Origin of the sequence: Synechococcus sp. JA-3-3Ab, from assembly GCF_000013205.1 — a bacterium.
Lineage (GTDB): Bacteria > Cyanobacteriota > Cyanobacteriia > Thermostichales > Thermostichaceae > Thermostichus.
In genome coordinates this window covers 2,745,542-2,771,589 of sequence record NC_007775.1, presented here as the reverse complement: position 1 = coordinate 2,771,589, position 26,048 = coordinate 2,745,542, and the positions used below count along the sequence as shown (strand labels likewise).

The 26,048-nt window shown below is 60.5% G+C and carries 20 protein-coding genes and 1 tRNA gene; 4 read left to right on the top strand and 17 right to left on the bottom strand.

The features are described from left to right. Nucleotides 1-140: 140 nt before the first annotated feature. On the bottom strand, nucleotides 141-2,057 hold the full coding sequence (ftsH, locus tag CYA_RS12870; RefSeq protein WP_011431525.1) for an ATP-dependent zinc metalloprotease FtsH: 1,917 nt from the start codon (nucleotides 2,055-2,057) through the stop codon (nucleotides 141-143). Nucleotides 2,058-2,286: 229 nt separating this feature from the next. Between ftsH and CYA_RS12865 the strand changes: the two genes are divergently transcribed. Next, nucleotides 2,287-2,760 (top strand): hypothetical protein, encoded by a 474-nt coding sequence (locus tag CYA_RS12865; protein ID WP_011431524.1) that lies wholly within the window; start codon nucleotides 2,287-2,289, stop codon nucleotides 2,758-2,760. Here the strand turns inward: CYA_RS12865 and CYA_RS12860 are convergent. After that, a complete protein-coding gene (locus CYA_RS12860) occupies nucleotides 2,757-3,008 on the bottom strand; it encodes a ferredoxin-thioredoxin reductase variable chain (RefSeq protein ID WP_011431523.1) in 252 nt (83 codons plus the stop codon). The two genes, CYA_RS12865 and CYA_RS12860, sit on opposite strands and share 4 nt — an antisense overlap. Before the next feature lie 778 nt (nucleotides 3,009-3,786). On the opposite strand from CYA_RS12860, the gene CYA_RS14925 reads away from it, so the two are divergent. After that, nucleotides 3,787-3,990 carry an RlpA-like double-psi beta-barrel domain-containing protein gene (locus tag CYA_RS14925; RefSeq protein ID WP_143597342.1) on the top strand — a complete coding sequence of 68 codons (204 nt, stop codon included), beginning with the start codon at nucleotides 3,787-3,789 and terminating at the stop codon, nucleotides 3,988-3,990. Nucleotides 3,991-4,049: 59 nt separating this feature from the next. Here the strand turns inward: CYA_RS14925 and CYA_RS12850 are convergent, their stop codons facing one another. The 11 genes from CYA_RS12850 to CYA_RS12800 all read right to left on the bottom strand — a co-directional run bounded on the left by CYA_RS12850 (nucleotide 4,050) and on the right by CYA_RS12800 (nucleotide 18,835). Then, nucleotides 4,050-4,262, bottom strand: coding sequence for a hypothetical protein (locus tag CYA_RS12850; protein WP_049749797.1), 213 nt, complete (start codon nucleotides 4,260-4,262; stop codon nucleotides 4,050-4,052). Nucleotides 4,263-4,451: 189 nt separating this feature from the next. Next, nucleotides 4,452-5,057: a precorrin-6Y C5,15-methyltransferase subunit CbiT gene (gene cbiT, locus CYA_RS12845; protein ID WP_011431520.1), complete on the bottom strand. Its 606-nt coding sequence runs from the start codon at nucleotides 5,055-5,057 to the stop codon at nucleotides 4,452-4,454. Between the two features lie 158 nt (nucleotides 5,058-5,215). Next, nucleotides 5,216-5,288 (bottom strand) — tRNA-Thr (locus CYA_RS12840). A gap of 82 nt (nucleotides 5,289-5,370) precedes the next feature. Beyond that, a complete protein-coding gene (locus CYA_RS12835) occupies nucleotides 5,371-6,987 on the bottom strand; it encodes an apolipoprotein N-acyltransferase (RefSeq protein ID WP_011431519.1) in 1,617 nt (538 codons plus the stop codon). Between the two features lie 112 nt (nucleotides 6,988-7,099). Beyond that, complete coding sequence (locus tag CYA_RS12830; protein ID WP_148203221.1) at nucleotides 7,100-7,738, bottom strand: DUF305 domain-containing protein; 639 nt, start codon at nucleotides 7,736-7,738, stop codon at nucleotides 7,100-7,102. A 140-nt stretch (nucleotides 7,739-7,878) separates the two neighbouring features. Then, nucleotides 7,879-13,140: a response regulator gene (locus tag CYA_RS12825; RefSeq protein ID WP_011431517.1), complete on the bottom strand. Its 5,262-nt coding sequence runs from the start codon at nucleotides 13,138-13,140 to the stop codon at nucleotides 7,879-7,881. A gap of 187 nt (nucleotides 13,141-13,327) precedes the next feature. Next, nucleotides 13,328-15,778 carry a methyl-accepting chemotaxis protein gene (locus CYA_RS12820; protein ID WP_011431516.1) on the bottom strand — a complete coding sequence of 817 codons (2,451 nt, stop codon included), beginning with the start codon at nucleotides 15,776-15,778 and terminating at the stop codon, nucleotides 13,328-13,330. A gap of 308 nt (nucleotides 15,779-16,086) precedes the next feature. After that, nucleotides 16,087-16,605, bottom strand: coding sequence for a chemotaxis protein CheW (locus tag CYA_RS12815; protein WP_041438647.1), 519 nt, complete (start codon nucleotides 16,603-16,605; stop codon nucleotides 16,087-16,089). Nucleotides 16,606-16,716: 111 nt separating this feature from the next. Next, a complete protein-coding gene (locus CYA_RS12810; RefSeq protein WP_011431514.1) occupies nucleotides 16,717-17,082 on the bottom strand; it encodes a response regulator transcription factor in 366 nt (121 codons plus the stop codon). Beyond that, nucleotides 17,079-17,465 carry a response regulator gene (locus CYA_RS12805; protein WP_011431513.1) on the bottom strand — a complete coding sequence of 129 codons (387 nt, stop codon included), beginning with the start codon at nucleotides 17,463-17,465 and terminating at the stop codon, nucleotides 17,079-17,081. Before CYA_RS12805 ends, CYA_RS12810 begins: the two co-directional genes overlap by 4 nt. Nucleotides 17,466-17,692: 227 nt before the next feature. Further along, complete coding sequence (locus tag CYA_RS12800) at nucleotides 17,693-18,835, bottom strand: response regulator (protein ID WP_011431512.1); 1,143 nt, start codon at nucleotides 18,833-18,835, stop codon at nucleotides 17,693-17,695. Between the two features lie 289 nt (nucleotides 18,836-19,124). On the opposite strand from CYA_RS12800, the gene CYA_RS12795 reads away from it, so the two are divergent. Next, nucleotides 19,125-19,409 carry a YggT family protein gene (locus CYA_RS12795; protein WP_011431511.1) on the top strand — a complete coding sequence of 95 codons (285 nt, stop codon included), beginning with the start codon at nucleotides 19,125-19,127 and terminating at the stop codon, nucleotides 19,407-19,409. An 18-nt stretch (nucleotides 19,410-19,427) separates the two neighbouring features. Here the strand turns inward: CYA_RS12795 and CYA_RS12790 are convergent, their stop codons facing one another. Next, nucleotides 19,428-20,546, bottom strand: coding sequence for an electron transfer flavoprotein subunit alpha/FixB family protein (locus CYA_RS12790; protein ID WP_011431510.1), 1,119 nt, complete (start codon nucleotides 20,544-20,546; stop codon nucleotides 19,428-19,430). A 137-nt stretch (nucleotides 20,547-20,683) separates the two neighbouring features. Further along, the gene (locus tag CYA_RS12785) at nucleotides 20,684-21,535 is read right to left on the bottom strand and encodes an electron transfer flavoprotein subunit beta/FixA family protein (RefSeq protein WP_011431509.1); all 852 of its coding nucleotides are present in this window, start codon (nucleotides 21,533-21,535) and stop codon (nucleotides 20,684-20,686) included. A gap of 345 nt (nucleotides 21,536-21,880) precedes the next feature. Between CYA_RS12785 and argS the strand changes: the two genes are divergently transcribed. Next, nucleotides 21,881-23,677 carry an arginine--tRNA ligase gene (argS, locus tag CYA_RS12780; RefSeq protein WP_011431507.1) on the top strand — a complete coding sequence of 599 codons (1,797 nt, stop codon included), beginning with the start codon at nucleotides 21,881-21,883 and terminating at the stop codon, nucleotides 23,675-23,677. Nucleotides 23,678-23,883: 206 nt separating this feature from the next. Here the strand turns inward: argS and CYA_RS15515 are convergent, their stop codons facing one another. Further along, nucleotides 23,884-24,099 carry a hypothetical protein gene (locus CYA_RS15515; protein WP_011431506.1) on the bottom strand — a complete coding sequence of 72 codons (216 nt, stop codon included), beginning with the start codon at nucleotides 24,097-24,099 and terminating at the stop codon, nucleotides 23,884-23,886. A gap of 15 nt (nucleotides 24,100-24,114) precedes the next feature. Further along, entirely contained in the window at nucleotides 24,115-25,779 is a 1,665-nt protein-coding gene (locus tag CYA_RS12775; protein WP_011431505.1) for a hypothetical protein, read from the bottom strand. Nucleotides 25,780-26,048: the final 269 nt, after the last annotated feature.

Sequence of the window (26,048 nt, the reverse complement as noted above, 5' to 3'; positions counted from 1 at the left end):
GCCCAAGCGCGCCACGCCGCCGACGCGACCACCCCCAACCTCTCTCTGGGAGAGGGGAGATAGTTATCATCATGCAAAAATCGGGATCCCCGCCCTCCTCAGGCGAAAAGGCAGGGATCCCTGGCCTGTGTCCATGGAGACTAGGCACTAGCGTTGAGGGTTATCGGGAAGGTCAGCGGCTCCGGCTCCTCCTCAGGCGGTAGCATCACCACCTCCGAGCTGTCGATGATCGCTTGCAGCTCTTCCCCATCAATGGTTTCGGCCTCCACCAAGCGGCGGGCGATGCGATCCAAGAGGGCGCGGTTTTCCCGGATCAGGTAAGTGGCCCGTTGGTAGGCCTCATTCACCAGACGTCGCACCTCTTCGTCGATGAGGGCCGCCGTCTCCTCGGAGAAATCCCGCTCTGCAGCGATCTCACGGCCTAAGAAGATATTGGCATACTGGCGTCCCAGGGCCACGTTGCCCAGGCGGTCGCTCATGCCAAAGCGGGTGACCATGTTGCGGGCAATGCGGGCCACCTGCTGTAGGTCGCTGGCTGCCCCCGTGGTCACCTCCGCCTCGCCATAGACCACCTCCTCTGCCACCCGACCCCCCAGGGCGACGGTCATCATGTTTTTCAAGTGGGCACGGGTGGTCAGGCCCATGTCATCATCGCTGGGCATGAACCAGGTGAGGCCGCCCGCCTGGCCGCGGGGAATGATGCTGACCTTTTGAATGGGATCGTAGTTGGGCAAGAGGGATCCCACCAGGGCGTGTCCTGCCTCGTGGTAGGCCACCAGCTCCTTGCGCCGCTCGCTCATGAGGCGATCCTTCTTCTCTGGGCCAGCCAACACCCGATCCACGGCGTCGTTGATCTCGTCCATCGAGATCTCGGTGAGGTTGCGGCGGGCCGCCAAGATGGCCGCTTCGTTGAGTAGGTTGGCCAGGTCTGCGCCGGTAAACCCAGGGGTGCGGCGGGCCAATTTCTCCAGATCCACATCGGCGGCCAAGGTTTTGCCGCGGGCATGCACCTTGAGGATCTCCAGGCGGCCCTGGAAGTCGGGGCGATCCACCGTCACTTGGCGGTCAAAGCGACCGGGCCGCAGCAGCGCTGCATCCAACACATCGGGGCGGTTGGTGGCGGCGATAACGATGATGCCGGAGTTGCCCTCAAAGCCGTCCATCTCGGTCAGCAACTGGTTCAGGGTTTGCTCCCGCTCGTCGTTGCCACCTCCTAGGCCGGCTCCCCGCTGCCGACCCACGGCATCGATTTCGTCGATGAAGACAATACAGGGGGCATTTTGCTTGGCCTGCTCGAACAGATCCCGCACCCGCGAGGCCCCCACTCCAACAAACATCTCCACAAACTCAGAGCCAGAAATGGAGAAGAAGGGCACACCCGCCTCTCCGGCCACAGCGCGGGCCAACAGGGTTTTACCTGTACCTGGGGGGCCGACCAGCAACACCCCGCGCGGGATCCTGGCGCCCAGAGCGTTGTACCGCTCGGGGTTTTTCAAAAAGTCCACCACCTCGGCCAGCTCCAACTTGGCCTGGTCAACACCAGCCACATCGTTGAAGGTAACCTGAGTTTTCGGCTCCATCTGCACCCTTGCCCTCGACTTGCCAAAGTTGAGCGCCTGGCTGCCAGGGCCGTTTTGGGCTCGGCGCAACAGGAAAAACAGGCCAAGCAGCAGCAAGACGGGCAGGAAGAAGGTGCTGAGGATGCGCCCCAGCAGACCCTCCTCCTGAACCGGGCGCACCGCCAGCTCCACCCCTTGCGCAAGCAAGGTGTTCTCAAACTCGGGGGTGAGGGGAGGCAGGTTGACCAGCACTTGGGTGGCGCGGTTGTTGATTTCCGCCTCGGCAATGGCAATTTGGCGACCATCGGGGGCGATCTCGACCAAGACTTTGCTGACCTCGCCCCGTTCTATGCGGCTCATCAGGTCGGAGTAGCTGATCTCCAGACGCTCAGCCGGACGGGTGCCGAAGAAGGTTGTGGCCAGCGAGATCAAGACAATGGCCAGCAACGCGTACAATCCGGCGCTTCTCCATTTTTTGTTTTTACCTTTCTGACTCACGGAAGCGTTTCCTCCCAAAGGGTGCTTTTTATCGAACTCACAGATGGCATCTGGGGTCGAGTGGATTCTTGCAACGATAGACTATTAATTAATATTAACCCGGCTGAGAGGCCGGGGAGAATAGCCGAAGATCCGCAGGATCGCGCACTTTTGTCAACGGGCTTGCGGCTAGGATCGGGGGCGAAAGGGCCGCACTCCCCCTCTCTCCTTGGTTTTCTAGGGAATCTCCATGCTGACTCAACTGCGCCAACTGAGCCTGGCTGCCGACGGACGCTACCTCAGAGATGAGGAGATGCAGTTCATGGAGAGCTACCTGGCCTCCTTTGAGCTGCGCCTGGGCGCCTATCGCAAAATCCAAGCGGCGGAAGCCCAGATTGTCGGCGAGGTGGAGGCGAAGCTGCGCGCTCTGGATCCCTACTTGCTCATGCGAGGGGTGGAGGATTTCCGCAACAAATGGAGAGCCGACACCGTGCGGGTTTTGCGCCTCTCGGCTTTGGCCATGCTCCTAGACGATGAGCAGCGCTACAAGGAGCGATTTCTCTACTGGTTTCAGACCTTGATGCGGGCCTTCCGCACCCAGCGCAGTTGTGAGGCTACCTACCGCTTCTTGCAAGAGGTGATAGCCAAGTACCTCACCCCCGCGGAGTTTGCTTTGATCCAGCCGATTCTGGAAACCAACCGTACCCTGCTGGGTCTCACCTAGGCCGCAGGCTCGGAGGAAGGGCTCGCCTCGATCACCTCCAGCTCGTCGGCCTGGAGGTGGGCGCGGAACTTATTCCCAAACTGCACCTGAAAGGGAAAATTAGCGCTGATCGGGCGGCCGTTCCAGTCTTGGATCACAGCCGTCACTTCTCCCTCCATACCTTTGAGGTCAAAAGGTTGATTGCGATGTTCCGGGTGGTGATAGACGATCACGCTGGTACGCACCCGCACTCGATCTCCGACTTTCATCACACACCATTACACGGCGCTGTTAGGAGCCGTGCCCTCCAACCGTTGAACGTTAAAAACTTGCAATACCCTAGGTTGGCATTTTGCCATAGCTGCTTGCCAGGAGCGACCTCCTGCAAACTCACTCGATTGGTTGCTTTCAGCCGCACGCCCCGCTCACCTCGCTGCCAGGGGAGTGTGGCTTCGCCGCTTGCTACCCACCGTCTGGCGGGGCTGGGTTTGATTAACATCAGGGGGGTTTTCCCATCCACGGCAAACATAGGTACCAACACGGCTGTAAGCTCTTCTGTGTACGCCCCCTCGCCCCTACGGAGGTTTCAGGCTGGGGGAGAACCTGTAACATGTTTTGGGCCGCTGGGCCTAGATCCTCTGCTTACCCTCCGGCGTTCCTTGCGAAGCTTGGCCAGGCTGTTCTCGCGCCTAGCTTGCCGTTGCGATGCTGGCATCGCTACTCCTGCCAATTGCTAACCAAGTGCCTCCAGCCCGCTGATGCGATCAGTCGCGGCACTTGGCCTCCTGAAAAGGCAGCCCACCCCAGGAGCCTGCTGGAAACACTCTAGCTCAGCCCCTAACGAAGACTGCGGAATGTAGAGAACTATGTAGAAATTGATACAGTGGTTTGCATTTCTCCGGGATCCCCTCGCCCTTGAGGAGCCGCGCCGGCTTCTGGGAGCATTGCCCCAACCCAAGCCCACTGACTTCAGCCGAAAGATCCCTCTGCGGAACCTGGGATCCGTGGGGCTCATCAGTGTATTCCCGGACACGTTTTTGGGAGACTTTGACCAATTCTGAGGATCCCAGGCCTAGAGTGGTGGTGGATGTTCTGGCTCGGGGCCCTTTTGTTCGCGGTCGAGATCTGGATATTGCGACGGCTGCCGCTCGCCAGCTGGGCATTTACGAGCAGGAAGTGGCGAAAGTAGAGGTGCCTCTGCTGCCTCCCCAAGAAGTTCCTCTCTCCGGCGTTTTGATGAGCCTAAGGTAGAAATTGCTGGGCAAAAATAACTACTAGAATCGGCTCCCGATGGGGAGAATCTGCCCAGGCTAAATGCCTGAAGATTTGCTGGGCTGGTTTTCTGCTTCTTGTCTGCGGCGATCGCCAATGCCGCAGTCGCCGCAGCATTCGGGTCGCTTGAAGTCGTCCCAATGGATGCAGGCCCGGCAGCCCTTCAGCATTTCCGGCCAGCGCTCTCGAATTAGCAGTTGTCGCAGCCTCACTTCTCGTGATTCGGGAAAGGGGTGTTGCAATTCATCCATGGCCCTGGGATCCGCAGCTCTCTGTCTCTGGTATAAGGGCAAATGAAAGTCTGCAATCTAGAAATATCGGCATAGCTTAAGGTTTGTGCTTTGCCGATCTCCAAAGAGGGCTTGGGCTAGCCCAATTTTCTTGAGCCCATTACTTTGCGAAGGGATTTGCAAAAAATATAAACGGATTTCTTACAAGATTTAGCTGGATTTTTCCCCGCTTAACACAAAGGTGGGATCCAGAGGCAGCAACAGTTGGCTGCGACCGCGGTGTTCCAGGCGGTTCACGGCTGATTGGATCACCTCCACATGATGAGCTCGCACGGCAGCCAGCCCGGCAGAGAGGCCGTAGAGCCCCTCCAGAGAGTTGGTGGTCGCCACAATCCTGCCGTTGGGTTTGAGATGGTTCCAGGAGGCCTCCAGGATCTCCCGTAGGGGATGGCCACCTTCGATACAGATGCGATCGGGGGGCGGAGAGAGCTGATGCAAGCAATCGGGGGCGGTGCCCTGGATTACTTGCACGTTGTTGAGGCCGAATTTCTCGCAGTTGCTCTCGATCAAGCTGACCACCTCGGCATCGCGCTCGATGGCAATCACGCGAGCGCGGGGGCAGAGAATGGCCGCTTCGATGGCGATGGTGCCTGTCCCGGCGCCGATATCCCATAGGCAGTGGTCTTCTCCCAGGCGCAACTGGCTCAGCACCAGCACGCGTACCTCGCGGGGGCTCATCGGGATCCCCGGGATCCGCTCAAAGGCGGAGTCCGGGATCCCTGGGGTGCGATAGGGCCAAGAGAAGGGGGTTGCCATTGCCAAAGACCGCTGCCGGGGAAATGGCCATACTTCTCAGCATAAGGCGAAGCCCCGACCAACTGGCTACGCTCTTCATGTCCCCCTCCTGGGAGAGGGGATCCCCGCGCTAGGCCAGCCTAGGTCAGTAGCCCCGTGAGGGCCGGACAAGGCTCCAAAGCTGATGATCGGACTCGAACCGATGACCTGCTCATTACGAGTGAGCTGCTCTACCGACTGAGCTACATCAGCAAGGGTAAGCAATTCCGCATCCCTTTGTTCAGCCAGTTCAGCAGCGCAAACTGGGAACGCGGGACGGGAAAGCTGACTTAGACTATTGATGCTCACCAATCTTAGCGCATCCTTGCCCTGCTCGGGATCCCCAGGCCGTCAATCCTAGAGAAAGACCTAAGGTTAACCAGGCCAGCCAGTCGCCTGTGCGCGTGTAGAAGGTTACCTGGGATTGCCGCCTGACCTCTCCAGTCACCACTCCGCGCTGAAAAATCGGGCCCACCTGCTGGAGTCGACCTGAGGGATCCACCACCAGGTTGCCGCCGGTGTTGTTGACAAAGACCACGCTGCGCCGGTTTTCGACCGCCCGGAAAACCGAAAGCCGGCCGTGGAGCATGGGCCAGTGGCTGTTGCCAAACCAGCTATCGTCGGAGATCACGATCAACGACTCTGCTCCATTGCGGGTCAGAGTTCGGCTGGGGGCGGGCAATACACTCTCCAAGCAGATCATCACCCCCAAAGGCCCAAACAGCTCCCCTCCCGCCAGCGGCCGATAGCCATCTGGGGAGGGCGCGTAGCGCCCCGACTCAAAATAGGGGAAGATCCACTGCTTGCCAAACCAATCCAGCACTTGGCCTTGGGCGTTGAAGAAGAGGGCGGTGTTGAAAAATCGCTGCTCCTCCTCCGGCAGGTGGGCTGTGCGGGGATCCGGCTCCGTGGCCCCCGTAATCAAAGCCCCTTCTGGGGGGAGGATGGCTCGCATTGGCTCGATCACATGGGGTTGCAGGGGGGTGTTCAGCAACCGGGCCCGCAAGGCTCCTTCCGGCCAGATCACCAACTGCGCCCCCTCGGCCACCGCTTGGGCCGAAAGCTGGTGCAACTCCCGGTAGCGCTGGCTGCGGTACTCCCAACTGCGATCGGCTTCCAACCAGGCCACCTGCTGCACCGTCCCCACGCGAAAGCTGGGATCCCCTTCCGCCGCCGCTAAAACATCAAAGTAGGCCAGCCGCAGGCTGCCATAGGCCAAGACCAGCCCCCCCAGACCTAAGCCGCAGGCCAGCGTGCGCCGGATATCCGGGTTCTCGGCCCCCGAGCAGGATCCCTCTGCCCTCCATTGGCAGCGGAGCTGCTCGGCCAACTGCCAAACCACGCCATTGACGAACACGGCAAAAAAGGTCACTCCCCAGATCCCGGTGAGATCGGCAATTTGGATCCCCAGGGGCCAGTCAAAGAGCAGGGATCCCCAATGAAAGGGGATCGGCCACCAGAGCAGGCCCAGCAGCCCATCCAGGCCTGTCCAGACCGTGGCCAGGCCCAGGGGACGTGCCCAGGGGGGGAGGGGCCGGCTCAGCGCCAAGCTCAAGACCGTGGCTGTTGTGAAAAACAGAGGGATCAGGGGAGCCACCACTGCTCCTCCCAGGATCTCCCAGGCGCTGAGCACTTGAAGCGAGAAGGGATCCACCCAGAAGGCGTACAGGCACACGCAAAACCAGAGGCCATAGGCCAAACGCCACTGCCTCCAACCCTGTTGCTGTTCGCAAAGGTAAAACAGAGGCGCTAGGCCCAGCAGCGCTCCCGGAAACCAGTGCAGCCAGCGGTTGGGGGATCCCAAACACAGCAGCAAAACGGCCAGCCCCGCCAGCCAGCGGGATCTCCACTCTGGGCGAAGCGGTGGGAGCAAAGCCGGGTGTTGAGGGAAGGAGGGCAGCTCTAGGGCCATTGGCAATGCAGGGGAATCCTCTGAGTGCTGCGGGCAGCCGCAAGAGCCGGCCTTGCTCGCATCCCATCATCTTTACAGAGCCTGCTGAGGCCTGCAAACGATCCCAGCGGCCCTAGCGCAGATACCACCGCTTTTGCCAGGCCCGCATTTGCTCAATCTCCGCTTGCTGGGTAGTGACAATGGCTGTTGCCAGTTGCCGAATCTCGGGGCACTTGGATTTTTCCAGAGCCTCTCTAGCCATGACCAGGGCTCCTTCGTGGTGCTGGATCATTGCTTGCAGGAAGCGCAGATCGAACTCAGGGTCAGCGGCTCCCAGGTCGGTATCCATGCGCATAGCCGAGATCATTTCTGGAGTCATGGCCATCTGGTGGCCCATCTCTTCATGCCACATGACGGGCTCCTGGGGAGCTAGCGGGTACCAGCTCAGCCGCCAGCCTTGCATCTGCTTGATTTCTTGGCTCTGGGCAGCCAGGATATCCTTGGCTAGCTGACGAATTTCCCGCCGCCGGGATTTTTGCAGGGCCTCCGCGGCCATGCTCACCGCTCCCTCGTGGTGGAGGATCATCGCATCTAGAAACCGCAGGTCGAAGGATTCGTCGGCAGGGCCTAGGCTTATCTGATGAGCTCTATGGATCGAGAGCTCCCCCTTCCCCTTGCTCTCATGAGCAGTTGCCTCCAGCTCCCTGCCAGCCCAGGAAGCCCCCAGGACAAACCCACCAGCCAGGATGAGAGCACAGACAGTCAGGCGCATCGCCACTTCTCTCCGAGGACAACAGGTCAATATCCTACGCCTTCCAGCCCCCTCTGGAGTCAAACCCTTTGGCGATCCTGGCGCCAGAGTGGGATCCCTCAGCTTGGTGCCTCCATCTGGGCGCCCCTGGCGTCGCCAGTTCAGGAAGTGGGGTTGGGTGCCAACAACTGCTCCCCTTGCAACATGCGAGCGGCAGCGCTGAACAGCTCTTCCTCCAAGTAGGGCTTGGTGAAGTAGGCAGTGGCTCCCAGCTCGCGGGCTGTCTGCCGGTGCCGTTCTGCCCCCCGTGAGGTGAGCATAGCTACTGGAATATGCCTGAGGTTGCTGTCTGCCCGTATGCGGGAGAGCAACTCCAAGCCGTCCATGCGCGGCATCTCGATGTCGCAAAAGATGAGATCGCAGCGCAAGCCACCGCGAAGCTTTTCCCAGGCGTCCTGGCCATCGCGGGCTTGCTCCACCCGGTAGCCCACCTTTTGAAAGGACATGGAGAGCAGTTCCCGCACTGCAATCGAGTCGTCCACAATGAGCACCGTGGTTTGATGGGTTTCCTCGGCACGTGGCTCCGCAGCGCGACGCTCCGCCCAGAGGCGGCTGAGATCGCGACGGCGGCCTTGGGCCATATCTACCAGTTCAAGGACGTCAGCAATTGGCAGCACGCGACCATTGCCCAGCACCGTTGCCCCAGAAATGCCAGGTGGTTTGGGCACAGGCCCGCGCAATTGCTTGATCACGATTTCCTGCTCTTCCACAAAGCTGTCCACCTGCAGGGCAACGTACTGGCCGGCACTTTGCAGGACGACGATGGGCAGGATGCCCTCCTCTTGGGCGATGCTGTAGACCTCTGAGCGGCTGCGGCTGTGGCTGCGGCTGTAGGACAACAGATTCGAGAGGGGCTGGAAGGGAAGGCGTTGATCCCGCCAGGGAATGGAGGGCCGCCCCTGTTCATCCGGCTGCACCTCGTCGACGGGAACATCCAGCATCTCCTCCACACCGTCGAGGGGGAAGGCGATCAGGGCTTTGTCGCTGACACACACCATTGCCTTGGAAATGCTCAGGGTAAGCGGCAGGCGGATGGTGAAGGTGGTGCCCTTGCCGCGCACGGAATCCACTTGGATGCTGCCGCGCAGATCGGTGATGTTGCGGCGCACCACGTCCAAGCCAACCCCCCGCCCGGCCAGATCGTCCACCTCGCTGGCCTCGCGAACGCTAAAGCCGGGGTGGAAGAGGACGTTGAACACTTCTTCTTCGGTTGCCTGCTCTGACAGCAGCCCCAGCCTTTGCGCCTTGGCCTTGATTTTCTCCACCGGGATGCCGGCACCGTCGTCGGCGACGACAATGATTGTCTGGTTGCCCTGGTAGAAAGCTTTGACGGTGATCTTGCCTTCAGGGGGCTTGCCCAAGCGGCGCCGCTCCTCAGGGGGCTCGATCCCGTGCACCAGGGCATTGTTCACCAGGTGGGTCATCGGGTCGGAAAGCTCTTCCAGGATGGCCTTGTCGATGAGGGTGTCGCGGCCTTCCACCACCAGGCTGGCCTGTTTGCCCGTTTTGATGGAGAGGTCACGGACGGCGCGGGGCAGCCGGTCGGCAATTTGCGAGAAGGGCACCATGCGCGCCCGGTTCAGGCCTTCTTGCAGTTGGGTGGTGACCTGGCGGAATTGGCGGGTGATCTGCTCTGCCTCGTCCACCGCAAACTCGATGTCGGAAGAAGACTCGCGCACCCGCACGATGAGCTCAATGATCTCCTGGGCCAGCGTGTGGAAGGCCGTAAACTGATCCATCTCCAACTTGTCGAACTCTTGGCCTATGGAATGACCCACCCGTCCCCGAGGGGATTCCTCGCCGTTCCGACCAAACCCCACCGTTGCCGCGCTGCTGCGGCTGGAGAACAGCGCCGCTTCCAGCAACGAGCGGTCGTACTGATCCCGCATGCGCTGGCCCAGCTCCCCTAGCTGTTGCACCCGGCCCAATAGGCCATCCAGAAACTGGCGCAGGCGAGTTTGGTTTTGCTCCATGCTGTTGCGGATGACCACCAGCTCTCCCACCAAGTTGTTGATGGAGTCGAGGTGGCGCACCTCCACCCGCATTACAGGATTGCTGAGGGCAGATCGCCGTGTGGTCGGTGCTGTTGGGGTAGCCGGTGCCGTGGGGGCGGCTGTTGCTGGGGCGGCGACAGCGGGCGGAGAAGGCGCCGGCGCTGCTGCAGAGACTTGGGGGGCGACCTCGAGATCGCCTAGGAGGGATTCCAGTTGGGCTGCGAAATCGTCGGCGACCTCGCCGCTCACGGCTGTAGGGGATCCCACAATGGGAGCGATGACCTCCTCTAGCTCAGGGGGCACCGCTGGTTCGGCGGCATCGAAAAGGGCGGCCAAATCGTCCAAACTTGGGGCAGGAGAGGCTTCCGGCGCTTCTTCCTCCAAAGGCTGTGTCTCATCTGGGGAAACAGTCGCGCTCTGGGCAGCCAAGAGCTCATCCTCCGCGAACAGGCTTTCCAGTTGGCTGGCCAGATCGTCCTCTGCTGGCTGGGAAGCTCCGCCTTGCTCTGCTGCAGCTACAAGTGGTTCTGGCTCAGGCAGAGTCACTCCCTCCAGACTGCTCCCTTGCAAAGCCTCTGCCTCGCCCAGGAAAGTGGCCAGATCTGAGGGGATCGCTTCCTGGGCGGCCTCCCCTTCTGCAAAGAACCGGCTCAACTCATCCAAATCCACCTCGCCATCCATGGCCGAGAGGGATCCGCTGGTTTCTAAGCTCAGTGCTTCGGTAGCGGGCTCCTCGGCAAATAGAGCCTCGAGGCGGTCGAAGGCCTCCGCGGGCTGGCCCTCAGGATAGAGAGCTTCTTCCTGAACCGGGAAGAGGTTCTCCAAAAGAGCCCAGTCCTGGGCCTGTGCCGCATCCCCCGTGCCCGGGGCATCCTCCAGCGTCTCCCCGGCGAAGAGATCGGCTAGGCTCAGCTCGGCCCCCAAGTCCGGGGTTTCCGCCGCCGTCGACTCGTCGGAAGGGGCCAAGAAGCTCTCCGCCGCAGCGGCAGGTTCGCCGGGCGAAGATTCTTCGGCGAAAAGGTCTTCCAGTTGCTCGACTGCGGCAGAGTCGGCAAGGTCAGAAGAGGGTTGAGAAGCCACCTCGAAAGAGGGGGAAGGTTCGCCTGCTTCTTCTGGGCTCCACCAGGCCTGATCCGCCGCCGAGACAAGGCTCTCCAGGCCGCCTTCAGCCGCAGAGTCCAAAGATGTCAGGGATCCCGTCTCATCGGGGACAGAAAAGTCCCCCGGCCAGATGTCGGCGGGGAACTCAGCCCACAAGTCTGCGGCCGCCTCCCCATCCCCAGGCTGGAGGGACGGAGACGGCTCCTCTGCCCAAAGATCCGCTTCCGGCCCGCTGTCGGGAGCAGCCCCAAAGTCAGGCAACTGAGACAGCTCCTGCAGAGGAGAGCTCTCTACTGCCAGCTCCTCGAGCTCGAACAAGGCTTCCACTCCGACACTTGCAGCTTCGTCTGCAGCCGAGGCTTCCTCGGGGCTTTCCGCAGCGACTTGGGCCGCCCGCTCCTGGGCGGGGACATCCCAGATGGCCTGGCTGGTTTCCTCGGCTCCTGTCAGCTCGGCAGGCTCGACAGGTGACAGCTCTGCCGCCGCTTCGCCCATTACTTCGGCAAACAGCTCCGCCAAATCCGTTTCCGCTCCCCCCTCTTCTGGGCTCAGCTCCTCAAGCGCCTGCGAAAAAGGCTCGGGGGAAGGAGGGATCAGCTCCGGCGGCGGCTCTTCAATATCGGATAGCTGCTCTGCGTTGGCAAACAGCTCGTCAAAGGCGGCGGAGGCTTCTGCTTCCAGGCTCAAAGGAGGGGCGTCGAAATCGCCTGAGCCAAAGCTCAGCCTATCCTGGAGCCAGCCGCGGGCTGCTGCGGCTTCTTCCGGCGCGGCGACGCCCTCTTGGGCAAGGTCGGCGGCTGCTTGCCAGTCTTCCTCTGGCAAAGCCTCGGTGGACATCTCCGGCCAGCTCAGCCCTGGGCCCTCCTCGCCCGCCAGAACGCTGTCCATCTCCAAAGTGGACGGCGGCTGTTCGGCCAGCAGATCCCAGGCCGCCTCCTCCGCTTGCAGGGTTGCTTCGACGGGGATCGCCTCTCCTGGTTCAGGTTCTTCTTGGCTCCCATCAGGGGCAGAGGATTCTTCTGCCGGGATCCCAGCAGCGGCCCAGTCCGCTGGGGCAGGCGTGCTCTCGGGTTCGAGGAAGAGCGGTTCTGGCTCCTCAAGGGCCGGCAGCACAGGGCGGAAGGCCAACAACTCAGCGGAGGGCTGGATGGTCTGCGCTGCTCCGCTGGCCAGAGCTTGGTGAGCCTGTTTCAAATCTCTCAGAACCGGCAGAGCCAGTTGCCGCAAATCCTGGGCAGGATCTGCCAGGATCTCGCCAATCAGGCGGGCTAGGGCCGTCCAGCCGCCCAGATCCACACCTTCGGCCTGTCCCACCTGCTGGAGCGATTGGGCCAAGCTTTGCAGGGCAGGCCGCGTTGCCGGGTCGTCAGGACGCTTGAACAGCTCCAGCATCTGGCGCAACAGGGCCGGGATCTGCTGGTGAACCACCACCTCCAAAGGATCCGGCGGCGGAGCGGGAGCCGCCGGGCGAGCCAATTGCTGCAATTCCGCCGAGGCCGTCACCTCTTCGGCCCTGCCCGCCAAGATAAGCTGCTGCCCCTGCTTCAAGTCTCGCAGGGCGACCAACGCCAACGTTCGCAGATCGGCGTCGGGGTTGCCCAGGGCTTGCTCGAAGGTTTCTGTGAGCTGCTGCCAGCCCGCCAGATGATGGGCTTGCCCGATCTGCTTGAGAACGGCATTTGCCTCCCGCAACTGCTCGCGAATGCCCGGCTGATCCCCTCGCTTGAACAGCTCCAACATCTGCCGCAATTGCTGCGGCACCACTTCCGCCATCTCTTGTTGTAGGGTGCGGGCCGCCGGCGGCGGGGGGGCAGCCGGAGCAGAGCTAGCGACAGGGCCAGCGCCGAGAAGGCTCTGAATGTAGTTTTCAGTCTCCTGAAAAACCGGCTCCAGTTCCGCCAGCGTTGCGTTGCTGAACTCCTGGGTGAGACCGCGAGGGCTCTGCAGCTCGTCCAACAACGCCGCCAACCCATCAAAAACTCGCAGCAGCAGCGTCTCCAAGTGCTGATCCACCGGCACTTCGCCCGGGCGAGAGCGAAACACGTTGAAGAAATCCTCTAGGCGGTGGGCAGTCCGCTGAATGCTGGCGAGGGCCAGCATGGCCGCTCCGCCTTTGATGGAGTGGGCAGCTCGGAACAACTCGTTGATCAGCTCAGGATCGCTCACGCTGTCCCGCAGGCTGAGGAGCCCTTGCTCGATCGTTGCCAAGTGGTCGCGGGCTTCTTCGATAAAATAACCGAGGATCCGCTTTTGTGCTTCTTCATTCATGGCAGGAGGTTCCTCCTACAGCCCACAGGTACTCATACATATCAGTAGTAGCAGATCGGACAGGGGAAGCTCTCCCATGCCCGGATTCTGTCTTGGGACAGAGGGATCCCGATGTCCCTGAAGTGCGGCAACTTCCCATCGGGATCCTTGCTTGTCCCTAGGATGCCCGCCAACCGAGCAGATTTGCTCATTCATCCCCCACCCGGAAGCGACCGACAGAAGCTTGCAGCTCGCGAGCGATGCTCACCAACTGTTGCAGCGAGCTGGCTACCTTCTGCGCCTCTTCGGACGTCTCGTTGGCAGTCAGCTCCACTGATTGCATTACCTGGGCCACGGCGCGAGAGGTTTCTGTTTGCTGCACGGTAGCCTGAGAAATAGCCCGCACCAGCCCATCGATCCGCCGGCTGACCTCGATGATCTCGTCTAGGCTGCTTTTGGCCTGCTCAGCCCGCCGCGTCCCCTGGATCACCACCTGCGTGCCCTCCTCCATGGCCGTCATCACGTTGCTGGTCTCCGACTGGATCTGCAGCACAATCTGCTCGATCTCCTTCGAGGCTTTGGCGGCCCGGTCGGCCAGTTGTCGCACCTCGTCGGCCACGATGGCAAAGCCCCGTCCCGCCTCGCCCGCCCGGGCGGCCTCAATACTGGCGTTGAGGGCGAGCAGGTTGGTGCGCGAAGCAATTTGAGAAATCAAGGCCACGATCTTGGAGATTTCTTGGGAGGATTCTGCCAAGCGTTTCACCTTGCGGGTCGTCTCTGCTGCCATTTCCCGAATTTCCAGGATGCTGGCCACCGTGCGATCCACTGCTTCTCCGCCGCGGGCGGCTGCTTCCGTGGCTTGAGCAGTTACGTTGGCCGCCTCGCGGGCGTTGCTGGCTACCTCTTGAATTGATTCCGTCATCTCCTGAATGGAGTTGAGGGAGTTGGAAATCTCCTCCGCCTGGCGCAAGGCATCGGCAGAGAGGCTGCGGGCAAAGTTCTCGCTCTGCAAAGCCGCATCGTTGACGGCAGCGGCGGCCCGCTTCACTTGGACAACGATGTCCCGCAAGCTGCGAATGGTCAGGTTGAAAGAGTCGGCGACGGCGCCGAGCACATCGGCAGTGACCTCCGCCCGCACCGTTAAGTCCCCGCGGGCTGCCCCCTCGACGTCGTCCAGCAGGCGAATGACCTGGCGTTGTAAGTCCTCCTTGGCCTGTCCCTGCTCGGCAGCTCGCTGGCTCAGATCGGCAAAATGGGCCTCCAGGGCGGCAGCCATTTGGTTAAAGCTGTTGGCCAAGCGGCCCAACTCGTCATCCCCTCTCGCCTCTGCTCTGACGGAGTAATTCCCCTGGGCCAAGGCGGCAAAGTGGCTGGCCAGCTCTTGAGCGGTGGAGCGAATGTGTTTGGCACTGCTGGCCCCCAGCACAACCCCGGCTCCCGTGCCGATCACTCCACCCCCGATGACCCCGGCAAGCAAGCGAGCTCCCCCATTGGCGGGGATCCCCAGGCCAATGGCCAACCCGGCAGCCAAACTCACGGCTCCTTGGATCAGCGCTGTGGCCAACTGCCGATCGGCAAGCGGGCGGTTGGCGATCCCAGCGAACATCCCCGCTCCCTGGCCCCCTGGGAGGGGCATCGAGATTGTAGGCGAGCTGCGAGCCGTTCCGCCCGCCTCCTGCGTCTCCCCCTCATCGGGAGAGAAGACCGGCACCTCGCCGCCCTCCATGCCGGCCAGTTCGCGATCCAGACTGTCCAGCTCGTTGAGCTCGAAAAGAGCAGGGCCAGGACCGGCCGTGTCTTCTTCGGGGGCAGGGATCGGCTCGCTCATGGGGGTGGCCAATTCCGTCGGCAGGCCCTCATCCAGGGATCCCACCTCCTCTTCCCCAAAAGTGGGTAGGGAGAAGCCCATCTCCTCGGGAAAAGCCGCGTCGCCAGCCAACTGCGTAATAGAATCACTGTCTAGATCCTGCAGGTGCTGCCGGTCGAACTCGCTAAGGAAGGCAAAATCGTCATCGACCACTGGGTCTGTTTGAGGCTGCTCCCTGCCCGCTCGCAAAGCGGTCTCTCCCGGAACCGCTGGCGGCGTTACCTGAGGGTTGGCGGGCAGCGGGTGAGAGGAGGCAAACGGATCCGCAGGCTCCATTTCTAGCCTTGTCTCAAAAGGATCCGCAAAGCTTTCTTCCTCGCCAAAAGTCATCTCATCGGCGGCAAAGCTGTCGCTTCGCATCGAGAAGAGATCCTGAGCAAAGGGGTCGGCCTCCTGTTCCCTCATCGCCTCAAACTCAAACTGGGGAAAGGGATCCGCCTCCTCCGGTTGAGGTGGGAACTCCCCTTGAGGTTGGAGCTTGTCTTCCTGCGCCGGAGAGGGAACATCCGCCAGCTCCGGCGCCATCTGGAGCAGCTCCTCCAGGCCCCTGCGGGCCGACTCCAGCTCCTCAGGATCGCTGGCCGTCTTGAGGATGGTATCGTAGGTATGGCGGGCTTCCAGCAACTGCCCCGCTTGCTTCTGGGCCGAGGCCAGCAGCAACTTGACAGCAGTATCCTGCGGCTGAGCAGCGGCTACCTGGTTGAACAACCGCACTGCCTCGACGTAGTCTCCCTGCCAAAAGGCGACCATTGCCTCGGTAAAGTCTCTCTGATTGTTTGCGCTCGAAACCATGGATCCTCCCTTCCCTGCTTGGCTACCTCTGTTGCTACTTCAACCCAAATGCCCAGAACTCCCCCAACACCAACCCGCCTAAACCCTTTAGATTGTTAAGCTACAGATAGGTTACCTCTCCCAACTGGCTGCTTTGCTCCCAAAAAGAATGGGCTCTTGCCCTCTTTCCACAGACCATTGGGGCAGCACGGCCACACTCGCCGGGTGGCCGGGCGCCAATCTCTAGGGAACAAGATCGGCTCCATTCTTTCCATTGTGAATGGCTTTGGAATTTCCGCATTTCTGCCGAACTTGCGGCTAGCCATTCCTCAACCCCAACGGTCGGATCTCAGGATGGCTGACTGATCCAGCAGCGGCAAGCGGGCTCCCGTCGCGGGCACCACCCATTCCCCTCGCAAGAAGGGAGCTATCGACTCAGGAGCCACGAGAACAGGCCGCACCGCTTCCGTCTTCAGCCACTCCATGCCCACAATTAAATCCACAGCCAGGCCCATCAGCAAATCCGGTTGATCCATCACGGCCACCACAGGGAGCTCGGCGCGGTCGAGGTTGAGGGGCGGGCTGATCCCCAAAAACTGCCCCAGATCCGCAACCCAGATAATTTCGCCCCGCAAGTTCAGAGTGCCCAGCAGAACTGGCGCGACATTCGGCATGGGAGTAATTTTCTCAGGGCCGATGCTCATCACCTCTACAACCGATACTGCCGGCAGGGCAAATTCTTCTCCGGTGGCGACCTTGAATTTCAGGAATAGCTCACCTTCGGGAGCCTCCATTTCCTGCAATTCTTGGGTCTCATCCCCCATCAACAGATCCAGATCCCCTAGCATGACGCTCCCCCGTATCGATGGTCTTGTGGAGGGGTGGCCGCCGCTCCCTTGTCCAGGGCATGGAACCCCTTTGGGCTCTGCCAGCAGGCATAGAGGCGGGATGGGCGGTTCCTAGCCTCTCAGCAATTGCTTAATCGTACCCACCAGTTCCTGCGGCTGGAAAGGCTTGGCAATATAGGCATCTGCTCCCTGGCGGAGCCCCCAGTAGCGGTCGAACTCTTCGCCTTTGGAAGAACACATGACAATCGGGGTTTTTTGGGTGAGCGGATCGGCCTTGAGGAGACGGCACACTTCGTAGCCATTCATCCGCGGCATGACGATGTCCAGCACGATCAGGTCGGGCTTGTTTTGCTTCACCGCCTCTACGGCTTCCACGCCATCTTCCACCGTCATCACCTCGAAGCCGTTTTCCTGCAGCAACTTGCCGATCATCTCCCGCTGGGATTGGCTGTCTTCCACCACCAGAACGCGACTCATTTTTGGCTGGTCTCCTTGATCTCCCGCAACTGCTGTTTGATAGTAGCCAATAGCTCTTGAGGCTTGAAAGGTTTGGTTACATAGGCATCGGCTTGATTGCGCTTGGCCCACTCGATATCAAAGACTTGATCTTTGGTGGAACACACGACGATGCGGATGTGCTTGGTGCTTTCATCTTTCTTCACTTCCCGGCACACTTCGTAGCCGTTCATGCCAGGCATGACGATGTCCAGCACCACCACGTCAGGCTTCTGCTGACGAATGATGTCCATCGCCTCCACACCGTCCATGGCTGTGGAGACTTCCAACCCGCTCTCGGAGAGCAGGCTGGAAATGGCCTCCAGATAGGTACGGTTATCATCCACCACCAGTACTTTGCTCATGGTCATCTCGCCCCTGCTGTGTTTCGCGTGTCCGGTCAACCCTGGCGGCTACCTGAAGTGGGATCCTGTCTTTCAGCGCTTTTGGCTGCATCTGGCCTTGCAGCCCCAGGCTGGTTGGGCTACCTCCTATTGTTTGGTGAAGTTCCTCTTCTGTCCAGTATTCTGCAGTACTCTGCTTGCTTGGCTCGAATCTCGACATTTTTTAGGGATTTCGGCTGGCCCCCCGCTTATTCGCCACCGCCCCGCTTGGGAGGTGGGCCCACATAAGATTCGACGACGGTCAACAATTCCCTCTCAGAAAAGGGCTTGCTCAGAAACTCGTTGGCCCCGGCCATGCGGGCCTTGAGCCGGTCGGTGAAGCCGTCCTTGCCGGTGAGCATGATCATGGGGGTTTCGCGGAACTGGCTGGATTTGCGCAACATGGCGCACAGCTCGTACCCATCCAACTTGGGCATGGCCACATCGCAGAGGATCATGTCGGGGTTGAGGAGAAACACCTGTCCCAGGGCTTTGAGGGGGTTGCCGATGGTGGTGACCTGGTAGCCCTCGTTTTGCAAGATGAACTCCACGGTTTTTTGGATGGCCATGGAGTCGTCGATGCAGAGGATGTGGGCGGGCTTGTCGCTGGGTTTGAGGGGACGAGTGCGCTGGGGCTCGATGATCAGGACGGGATCGGAGAGGTGGATCGCCCCTTGACGAACATAGGGATAGATGGCTTTGGCTACCACCAGGGTGTCTCGGCCCAGGTAGCGACCCATTTGGCGAATGCTGGTTTTGCCGTCCGACCACTCGCTCAGCGCCTTGAAGACGGGGGCGGGCAGGGTTTGCTGGAGGGGCAGGGGGTTGACGATGGTGGGGGCTTGGTTGGGGTCTTGGATGTAGGGGTGCAGCTTTTTCCACTCCTGCACCTGGGTGACCATCTCGGCGAGCAGAGGGGTGACAGGAAAGGTGGTCAGTTGGGGGGCCAAGGGGGATCCAGCCTCGAAAATGAAGGAGCCCTGGTGGAGGCTGAGCAGGTCGAAGAGGACTTCCCGCACCATGCCCAGCAGGATTTGCTTGCCTTGGCTGGGGTTGAGCTTGTGGTTTTCCAGCAAAGACCAGAGGCGGTTGTATTCGGGGGCATTGACCGCAGCTTTGGGAGGGATCTGAACTTCGTCTAGGGCGGCTTCCAGCTTGAAGCGGCGCAGGTAGTCTTTGAGGCGGGCGATGTGGCCTTCGGTTTCAGAGGCGTAGATGATTCGCCCGTTCAAGAAAAAGACAAACCAGTAGATGGAGGGTCTGGCCTCTACGAAAAGCTCACCGGTGCGCTGGCCCAACTCGATCAATTGAAGGATGCTTCGGATATCGATCTCTTGTAATCTTCCCTGCATGGGATCCCTGCCTGCAGTCAGCAAGATATGACCATTATGACGCTAGCCTTCTTGCTGCCATCCCACAAGGGGAGCTTTTTGGGGAAATAACCCACTTTGAATCCTGAAGATTTCTGGGTTCCTCGGGCTTTTAGGTTGGAACTGGCCAGAAGCGGATCCAGGGATCCCTTTTCAGCGACCAAAGGACTAACTTCTGGTTTGAAGGCAAGCCGATGGATCTGCACAGGCGGCTTTCCTTGGAGCAGAATAGGTGAAGAACCTCCCCTGAAACTCAATTGTTGCAAAAGCAATGCTGCCGATTTTCACCACTTGGGTGCTGGGCCCGCTGCTGGCGCTCTACACCGTTCTGTTTGTGCTGCGCATCTTCTTATCCTGGTATCCGCAACTGGATACCTCTCGGCTGCCCTATTCGCCAGTGGTCGGCCTGACGGAGTTTTTGCTGCGCCCGACACGCCGCCTGATCCCGCCCCTGGGGGGGGTGGACATGGCGCCTGTAGTGTGGGTGGGCCTGGTTACCCTGTTGCGGGAGGTGTTGCTGGGACAGCAGGGATTGTTGACCATGGCCCTGCACTAAAGTGCTTTCCCAGGAGGATTAGCGGCCCTGCAAGATAGGGATCTGCAGGGCGGGGGTTGGCGAAGGCCGGGCAGGAGAGTCCGCCTGGGTTTTCTCCTGCATCTGCTGCAGTTGCCGGATCAGTTCGGGCACCACCTGGTAGAGATCCCCCACGATGCCGTAGTGGGCAAATTTGAAGATGGGGGCAGAGCTGTCTTTGTTGATGGCGATGATGGTCTGGGACTTGTCCATGCCGACGCGGTGTTGGATGGCCCCGGAGATACCACAGGCGATGTAGAGCTGGGGGCGGACGGTCTTGCCAGTTTGCCCCACCTGGTGGGCATAGGGGATCCAGCCGGCATCCACAGCCTTGCGGGAGGAGCCGACGGCGCTGTTGGGGAAACAGGCGGCCAGCTCGCGCATCAGCTCAAAGCCGTCTGCCGATCCCAGCCCGTAGCCGCCAGCAACGATCACTTTGGCCCGCGTCAGATCGACGGCCTGGGAGAGGTTGCGCACCGTTTCCACAATTTGCAGCTTGAGATCCTCCGGCTCCAAGTTAACCGGCACCGGGATCACTTCTCCTTGGCGGGATCCGTCCCAGGGAAGCGGCTGCATCACCCCGGGGCGCACGGTGGCCATCTGCGGGTTTTTCCAGGGGCCGAGGATGCGGGCCTTGAGGGACTCGCCAAAGCTGGGCCGAATGGCGTACAGGCAGTCGGGGAAGAAGCCAGACTTGCCGGGATCTTTGCTGTTGCTGTACTCGAAGGGGCCGATGTCGAGCTCGGTGCAGTCGGCGGTCAGGCCGGTTTCCAGGTGGGCGGCCAGACGGGGGGCCAAGTCCCGACCGGTGGTGGTGGATCCCAGCAGGATGGTGTGGGGCGGCTGGGGCCAGCTTTTGATCAAGTCCAGGATAACGCGGCGGTAGGGCAGGGTGCGGTATTCGGCCAGCTCGGGGTGGTCGGCAACGAAGACCTGATCCGCCCCATGGCCGATCAGGATTGGGGGCAGGTGAGCGATGTTGTGCCCGAGGACAAGGGCGCTCAGGGTGGCTTCCAGCTTATCGGCCAGCCGTCGCCCCGCTCCCAACAGCTCCAGGCCGATGGGCTGCAACTCACCCTTGATCTGCTCGGCGAAGATCAACACCCGCTTGTGCTCCATAGAGCTTACGACTCCTCATCAAAGTAGAAAGGCTGGGAAGTTTGGTCAATTCCTATACAGATTTCCGCAACTTAGCGATAACTCACCTTTGGGCAGGCTGCAACTGAGAAGTTAAGGAATGGGTTTAGAGGGTGGAGTTAGCGGAAGGGGAAAGAGGGTAAAGCCTCTGGGGTAGCCAGGTAGAGGCTCAAGTCAAGTGCCTGAGCCAATTCCTTCACCAGTTGCGGCACGGGCTGCCCTTGAAAGATCTGACAGTTGCCGCCGATTTCCCCTACTTTTTCGGTGGCGGCCACGATGGTCGGGGATCCCTGGAGGCCGCAGCGCTTTGGATCGGCCCCCACATCGTCCAGGTTGAGGATCTGGATGGCCTCGGCCCGCGCCGCCTCATCCCGCATCAGCCGCTGCACCCGCTGCACACCGCGCAGGGTAGGATAGGCCAGACGCCGCGCCGAATTGGCTACCGTGACCAAGGCCGGCAGAGGCACCATCACGATTTGGGATCCCCCTTCGATGGCCCGCCGCGCCACCAGCATCCCATCGCGGATCTCGAAGGCCTCGCAATAGGTAACCTGAGGGATCCCCAGCCGCTCGGCCAACTGGGGCCCCACCTGGGCCGTGTCGCCGTCAGTGGTCTGGAGCCCGCAGAAGATGACATCGGGCTGGCCGGCGTAGCGAACCGTGTGGGCCAGGGTATAGGCGGTGGCCAAGGTATCCGAAGCGGCCAGGCGGCGGTCGGTCATCAAAATGCCCCGATCCACGCCGTGGGCAATGGCCTCGTAGAGCACCTCGATGGCCGGGGGCGGCCCCATGGTAATTGCCGTCACCCTCGCCCCGTGTTGCCGTTTGGTTTGCAGGGCCGCTTCCAGCGCATAGCGATCGAAAGGGTTGAGCATCCGCTTGGCCTTGGCCCGGTCGATCGTGCCATCGCTGTTGATGCCGGCTTTGGCATTTGGATCGGGAACTTGCTTGATCAAAACAAAGGTTTCCAAGAGGCAACTCCCCAGCAATTTTCTCCACGTTAGAAGGGATCCCCAACCTGCGCAGGCTTATTTAGCTTTTCTTTGGGATCGATAGCAGCTTTGGGCTTGAGCGTAGCCATGGCCGCAGAACCTGCCGTTTTCAAGGTTTCTCTCTAAGAACTGAAGAACAATTTACTATGGTTAATGAGGCGCAATGATCTCTGCTTTTCAGTAACTTTGTTAGACATCTAACTTGATACTAACTTGGCGCTACAGCAGGAGTGGCTCTGGTAGAGGGGCCTAGCCCAGGCGGAAGTATGTCAAAATCGAAAAACGCCTCTTCTCTGGGTTGAATTTTCCGGCAAGGTCTCTGCCATGGCCACCCAACCCCTCTCCACCTCGCTAGTTCGCTTTCTCACCGCCGCTGTATCCGAGAGCATTCGACGGGCCTCCGAGGCAGGGCAACTGGGATCGCTGACGCTGGAGCAGGCGGCAGGAGTTGCTCCCACGATCCAAATTCCCAGCGATCCCCGCTACGGCGACTACGCCTGTCCCACTCCTCTGGGCATGGCCAAGCTCTGCCGCATGGCGCCGGCCCAGATCGCCCAGACTCTGCAAAAACACCTGGATCTGCCGGGCATTGCAACTGAGGTAGCAGGGGGGGGGTACCTCAATTTCCGGCTGGGGGATTCCTTTTTGGCCGAGCGGTTACAAGAGCTGTTGCGGTTGGGGGAAGATTTCGGCAAAACTGCTGCCCCCCATCCCGAGCGCATCCTGCTGGAGTATGTTTCCGCCAACCCGACGGGGCCCCTGCACGTGGGGCACGGGCGCTGGGCTGCTGTCGGCTCCACGCTGGCCAACCTGCTGCGCTGGACGGGGCACCAGGTGGAGCGGGAGTTCTACATCAACGATGCCGGCAACCAGATGCGGCTCTTGGGCCAGTCGCTAGAAGTGCGGGTGCGGCAACTGCAGGGCGAAGAGGTGGCTCTGCCGGAAGACGCCTATCACGGCAGCTACTTGGTCGATATCGCCCGGCGGCTGCTGGATCAAGTTAAGGCCGGGATCCGCCCTCTGCCCACCACCCCGGAAGAGTACACCGATTTTGCCTACGCCGAGATGCTGGCTTGGCAAAAGCAGACTTTGCAACAGTTGCGCACCGAGTTTGACCACTGGTTTAGCGAGCGCCGCCTGCACGCCCCGGATCCCCAGACGGGCCTGAGCGCCATCCAACAGGCTTTGCAGGAGCTGCAGGAGCGCGGCTTCCTCTACAGGGCCAAGGCGCCGCGGGGTGAGGATCCCAAGCCGGGAGCGGAAGAGGCCGTCTATTTCAAAACCCAAGAGTTTGGCGACGACAAGGATCGGGTGGTGCAGAAGGCGGATGGCTCCTTTACCTACCTGGCCGCCGACATTGCCTACCACCGCGACAAAGTGCGGCGGGGCTATCAACGGCTCATCAACATCCTCGGCTCGGATCACCACGGCTATATCGGTCGCTTGCATGCGGCGGTGGGCGCCTTCAGCCCGGATGTCAAGCTGGAGATCCTGATTGGACAATTTGTCAAATTGTTCAAAACCGACCCGGAAACCGGCGAGAAAACCGAAGTGCGCATGTCCAAGCGCACCGGCAATTTTGTCTCCTTAAACGATCTCATCGACGATCCCGAAATTGGCGTTGGGGTGGATGCGGCCCGCTGGTTTTTGCTCAGCAGCAGCATGGACAGCCCCATCAACTTCGATTTGGATTTGGCCGTCAAGCAAACTTTCGACAACCCGGTGGTCTATGTCCACTACAGCCATGCCCGCTGCTGTACCCTGCTGCGGCGGCTTCAGGAAGAAGAAAAAGTGGAGCTAACTAACAAAGTTACCTTGACAGAGCAACAAAAACTGCCCTACCAAGAACCCGAAGAGCGGGCCCTGTTGCTGCGCCTGTTGGCCCTGCCCGATGAGCTGATCGCCGCTGCCGAAGAGCGCGCCCCCCACAAGATCATCCGCTATGCCGAGGCGATTGCCGCCGATTTCAACAAGTTTTATGACAACTGCCGCATTTTGCCCCTTTTGAAAGAGGATCCCCTCTTGGCTCAAGCCCGCATTCAATTGGTGCAGGCCACGCGACAGGTTTTGTTTAACGTGCTTACCGGCATTCTCGGCCTGAGCGCGCCGGAGTCGATGTAGATTTTAAGTAACACCGATCCCCATCTCAATACGAGAGGGAACTTGGGGATCAACTGCCTAAGTTTCGACTCTATGGGCGGGCAAGAGCACGTTGGTTCCTAGCCTCTCTTGAGCCATCCAAAAAGCGCAAATCCACCACGAAACCTCGTCTTGGCGATAGATGCCACCGGTGAAAAGGTAAGGTTGCAAAATATCGGCCATCTGGGCTAAAGCTGGCACCTCAGCACATGATTGGCCCACACTTCGGGATCCAGAGCCTCATAAACGTAATCGGAAGGGAAATATAGATGGCTTGCTTCCAGGCTAGGTTGGCTGGTCAGCAATAACTGAGCAGGATCCGAAGACTCACATCCCAAGCGATCCCCGATTTGAAACGTGAGTTGAAACAAGCGGTTAATCAGCTCGAATTGTTCGGCGCTCATAGATTGAGATGGGCATCAGAGTTGACAAGTGCGACGGCTGCGTTCCAGCTCCGGCTCGATCCAAGAGAGGGCAAAGTGACTCACACAGGGCAACTGCGGGAAGCGGCGGGCCAGCTCTGCTGTTTGGGTTTCCAGGCTGGGGCGTTGCCGCTGGGCTTGTCCCCATAGACCGGCAATGGCCGGGCAGACAAAGGTCTGGGGAGAGGCCACGGCCAAGACCTGCTCCACCTGCTGCGCCACACAGGAGCCATCCTCGCACTTGGCATAGGCCATTGGGTGCCACTCCATGCCGGGATCGAAGCGATCCCAGGGCTGGAGACGAGCGTCAAACCCTTCTCCCACCGCCTGATTGCCATCGGGGAAAAAGACGGCTCCGCTCGGGATCCCAAGGCTTTGGGCCGGTTGGGCAGCTTGCCGTAGGTAATCGAGGATCCCGTAGCGGGCAAACTCGACGCTGAGCTGCCAGAGCTGCTGCTGCCAGCGCTCCTGTCGGAAAGCGGCGCTGGGTGTCGGAGAGGGGGTGGGATTCGCCGACGGCTGGGAATCCTCGTTTGCAAGGCTTGAATGTAGATCTTCGTTCCCGCCTGCTCTGCCTTGGGCCATCCCGTCCCATAGCTCTGGAGAAAGCGGCCGCTCCCCGCTTGCGCTGGGCCTGGGATCCCCTGGCTGACGCCACTTGGGCTCTTCGCCATAGGTGGCGTCCAGGTGGAGCACATCCGCCACTGTCACGTAGCCCTGGCTGAGGTAACGCTCCAGCAAGGCTCGGCCTGCCGCGTTTTCTGCCAAATCCAGGTAGGCTTGCCGGGCCGCCTCCCCATGGATCCAGAGATCCCGGACGGTGGCTGCCAGGCTGGATCCCCCAGAGCCGCGGGGATAGCGAATGTAGTCGAAGAGGATCCCATCCGGCTGCCGCTGCAGGATGCGGCGGATCAGCTCGGCAAAATCCCGGCGCGCCACGGGATGGAAGGGATCCACAAACACCTCATCCGGGCTGCCCAAATCTTCCAGAAGGGCCGTTGCCGGATCCAAGACGGTGGTGAGGCCACGGCCGTTGCGGGCCAAGACTGCCTGACGATCCGGTCGCTGTCCGTAGCTGTAGCCAAAATTGAGGGAAAACACCCAGGCATAAGCCGAAAGCCCTCGCCGTCGCGCCGCCTTGAGGGCCAAATCCAACAAATCGGCGTTGGGCTGTAGGCTGGGCCAGATCCCGCCCCCACCATCTGGCAAAATGGAGCGGCCATCGTAAAACGTCTCGATAAAGACGCGGTTGTAGCCCAGGTTCACCACCTGGTCAAACACCTGATCCAACACGCCCGGATTGGCATCGCAGGGATGCAAGCGCACCCAAATGGCTTGGATTTGCGGCCAACGGCGGCTACGGCAGGCGATCAAGGCAGCGCGATGTTCTGCCAAAACTTGGTTGTATTCAGCTCGGGCGGCATCTGACTGGGCGGCCCGCTGGCGCAGTTGGGCCTTGCGCGCCACTTCCTCAGGCGGCTGCCGGCAGAAGGCGTCGAGGGATCCCCTCTGTTCCCCCCTACCCTGCAACCCGGAATGGCCGGGCCAGAGGAATTGGGCCTGGGCGGCGATCCCGGATCCCAGGAGTATCAGCGCGCCGAGCACGCCCCCCAGCCAACGGATCCCGTATTTTTTCCACCGTTGCCTCAGCACTCCCGACACTCTCAACCTCTACTGAGAATGGCTTCAATCCTATCCTCTTTCTCCTCTAAAGATCGGCAAATCAAAAGCAATTGTTCCCGCTCGAACAAGCTCAATCAAGCTCATTTAACTTCGAGCCCGTTGTCCTGAAACTTCTCGCACGACTGTGGGCTTCTCAGCGCGGAGAATAACATTGCAGGAAGCTCGATCGTTTACCGATTTCAACAGAGTGAGGAGCCTATCTTTGTAGCAAAAAATACGGCTCTGTTTGAATTCAAGACTCAGCCAAG

What these genes read in the sequence shown, in the direction of transcription:
- CYA_RS12850 (WP_049749797.1), bottom strand. Translation starts at nt 4,262, where the DNA reads ATGGATGAATTGCAACACCCCTTTCCCGAATCACGAGAAGTGAGGCTG.
- CYA_RS12835 (WP_011431519.1), bottom strand. Translation starts at nt 6,987, where the DNA reads ATGGCCCTAGAGCTGCCCTCCTTCCCTCAACACCCGGCTTTGCTCCCA.
- CYA_RS15515 (WP_011431506.1), bottom strand. Translation starts at nt 24,099, where the DNA reads ATGAGCGCCGAACAATTCGAGCTGATTAACCGCTTGTTTCAACTCACG.
- CYA_RS12830 (WP_148203221.1), bottom strand. Translation starts at nt 7,738, where the DNA reads ATGCGCCTGACTGTCTGTGCTCTCATCCTGGCTGGTGGGTTTGTCCTG.
- CYA_RS12815 (WP_041438647.1), bottom strand. Translation starts at nt 16,605, where the DNA reads ATGCTAGGGGATCTGGATCTGTTGATGGGGGATGAGACCCAAGAATTG.
- CYA_RS12810 (WP_011431514.1), bottom strand. Translation starts at nt 17,082, where the DNA reads ATGAGTCGCGTTCTGGTGGTGGAAGACAGCCAATCCCAGCGGGAGATG.
- cbiT (WP_011431520.1), bottom strand. Translation starts at nt 5,057, where the DNA reads ATGGCAACCCCCTTCTCTTGGCCCTATCGCACCCCAGGGATCCCGGAC.
- CYA_RS12790 (WP_011431510.1), bottom strand. Translation starts at nt 20,546, where the DNA reads ATGGAGCACAAGCGGGTGTTGATCTTCGCCGAGCAGATCAAGGGTGAG.
- CYA_RS12795 (WP_011431511.1), top strand. Translation starts at nt 19,125, where the DNA reads ATGCTGCCGATTTTCACCACTTGGGTGCTGGGCCCGCTGCTGGCGCTC.
- argS (WP_011431507.1), top strand. Translation starts at nt 21,881, where the DNA reads ATGGCCACCCAACCCCTCTCCACCTCGCTAGTTCGCTTTCTCACCGCC.
- CYA_RS12825 (WP_011431517.1), bottom strand. Translation starts at nt 13,140, where the DNA reads ATGAATGAAGAAGCACAAAAGCGGATCCTCGGTTATTTTATCGAAGAA.
- CYA_RS12800 (WP_011431512.1), bottom strand. Translation starts at nt 18,835, where the DNA reads ATGCAGGGAAGATTACAAGAGATCGATATCCGAAGCATCCTTCAATTG.
- CYA_RS12820 (WP_011431516.1), bottom strand. Translation starts at nt 15,778, where the DNA reads ATGGTTTCGAGCGCAAACAATCAGAGAGACTTTACCGAGGCAATGGTC.
- CYA_RS12865 (WP_011431524.1), top strand. Translation starts at nt 2,287, where the DNA reads ATGCTGACTCAACTGCGCCAACTGAGCCTGGCTGCCGACGGACGCTAC.
- CYA_RS12805 (WP_011431513.1), bottom strand. Translation starts at nt 17,465, where the DNA reads ATGAGCAAAGTACTGGTGGTGGATGATAACCGTACCTATCTGGAGGCC.
- CYA_RS12860 (WP_011431523.1), bottom strand. Translation starts at nt 3,008, where the DNA reads ATGAAAGTCGGAGATCGAGTGCGGGTGCGTACCAGCGTGATCGTCTAT.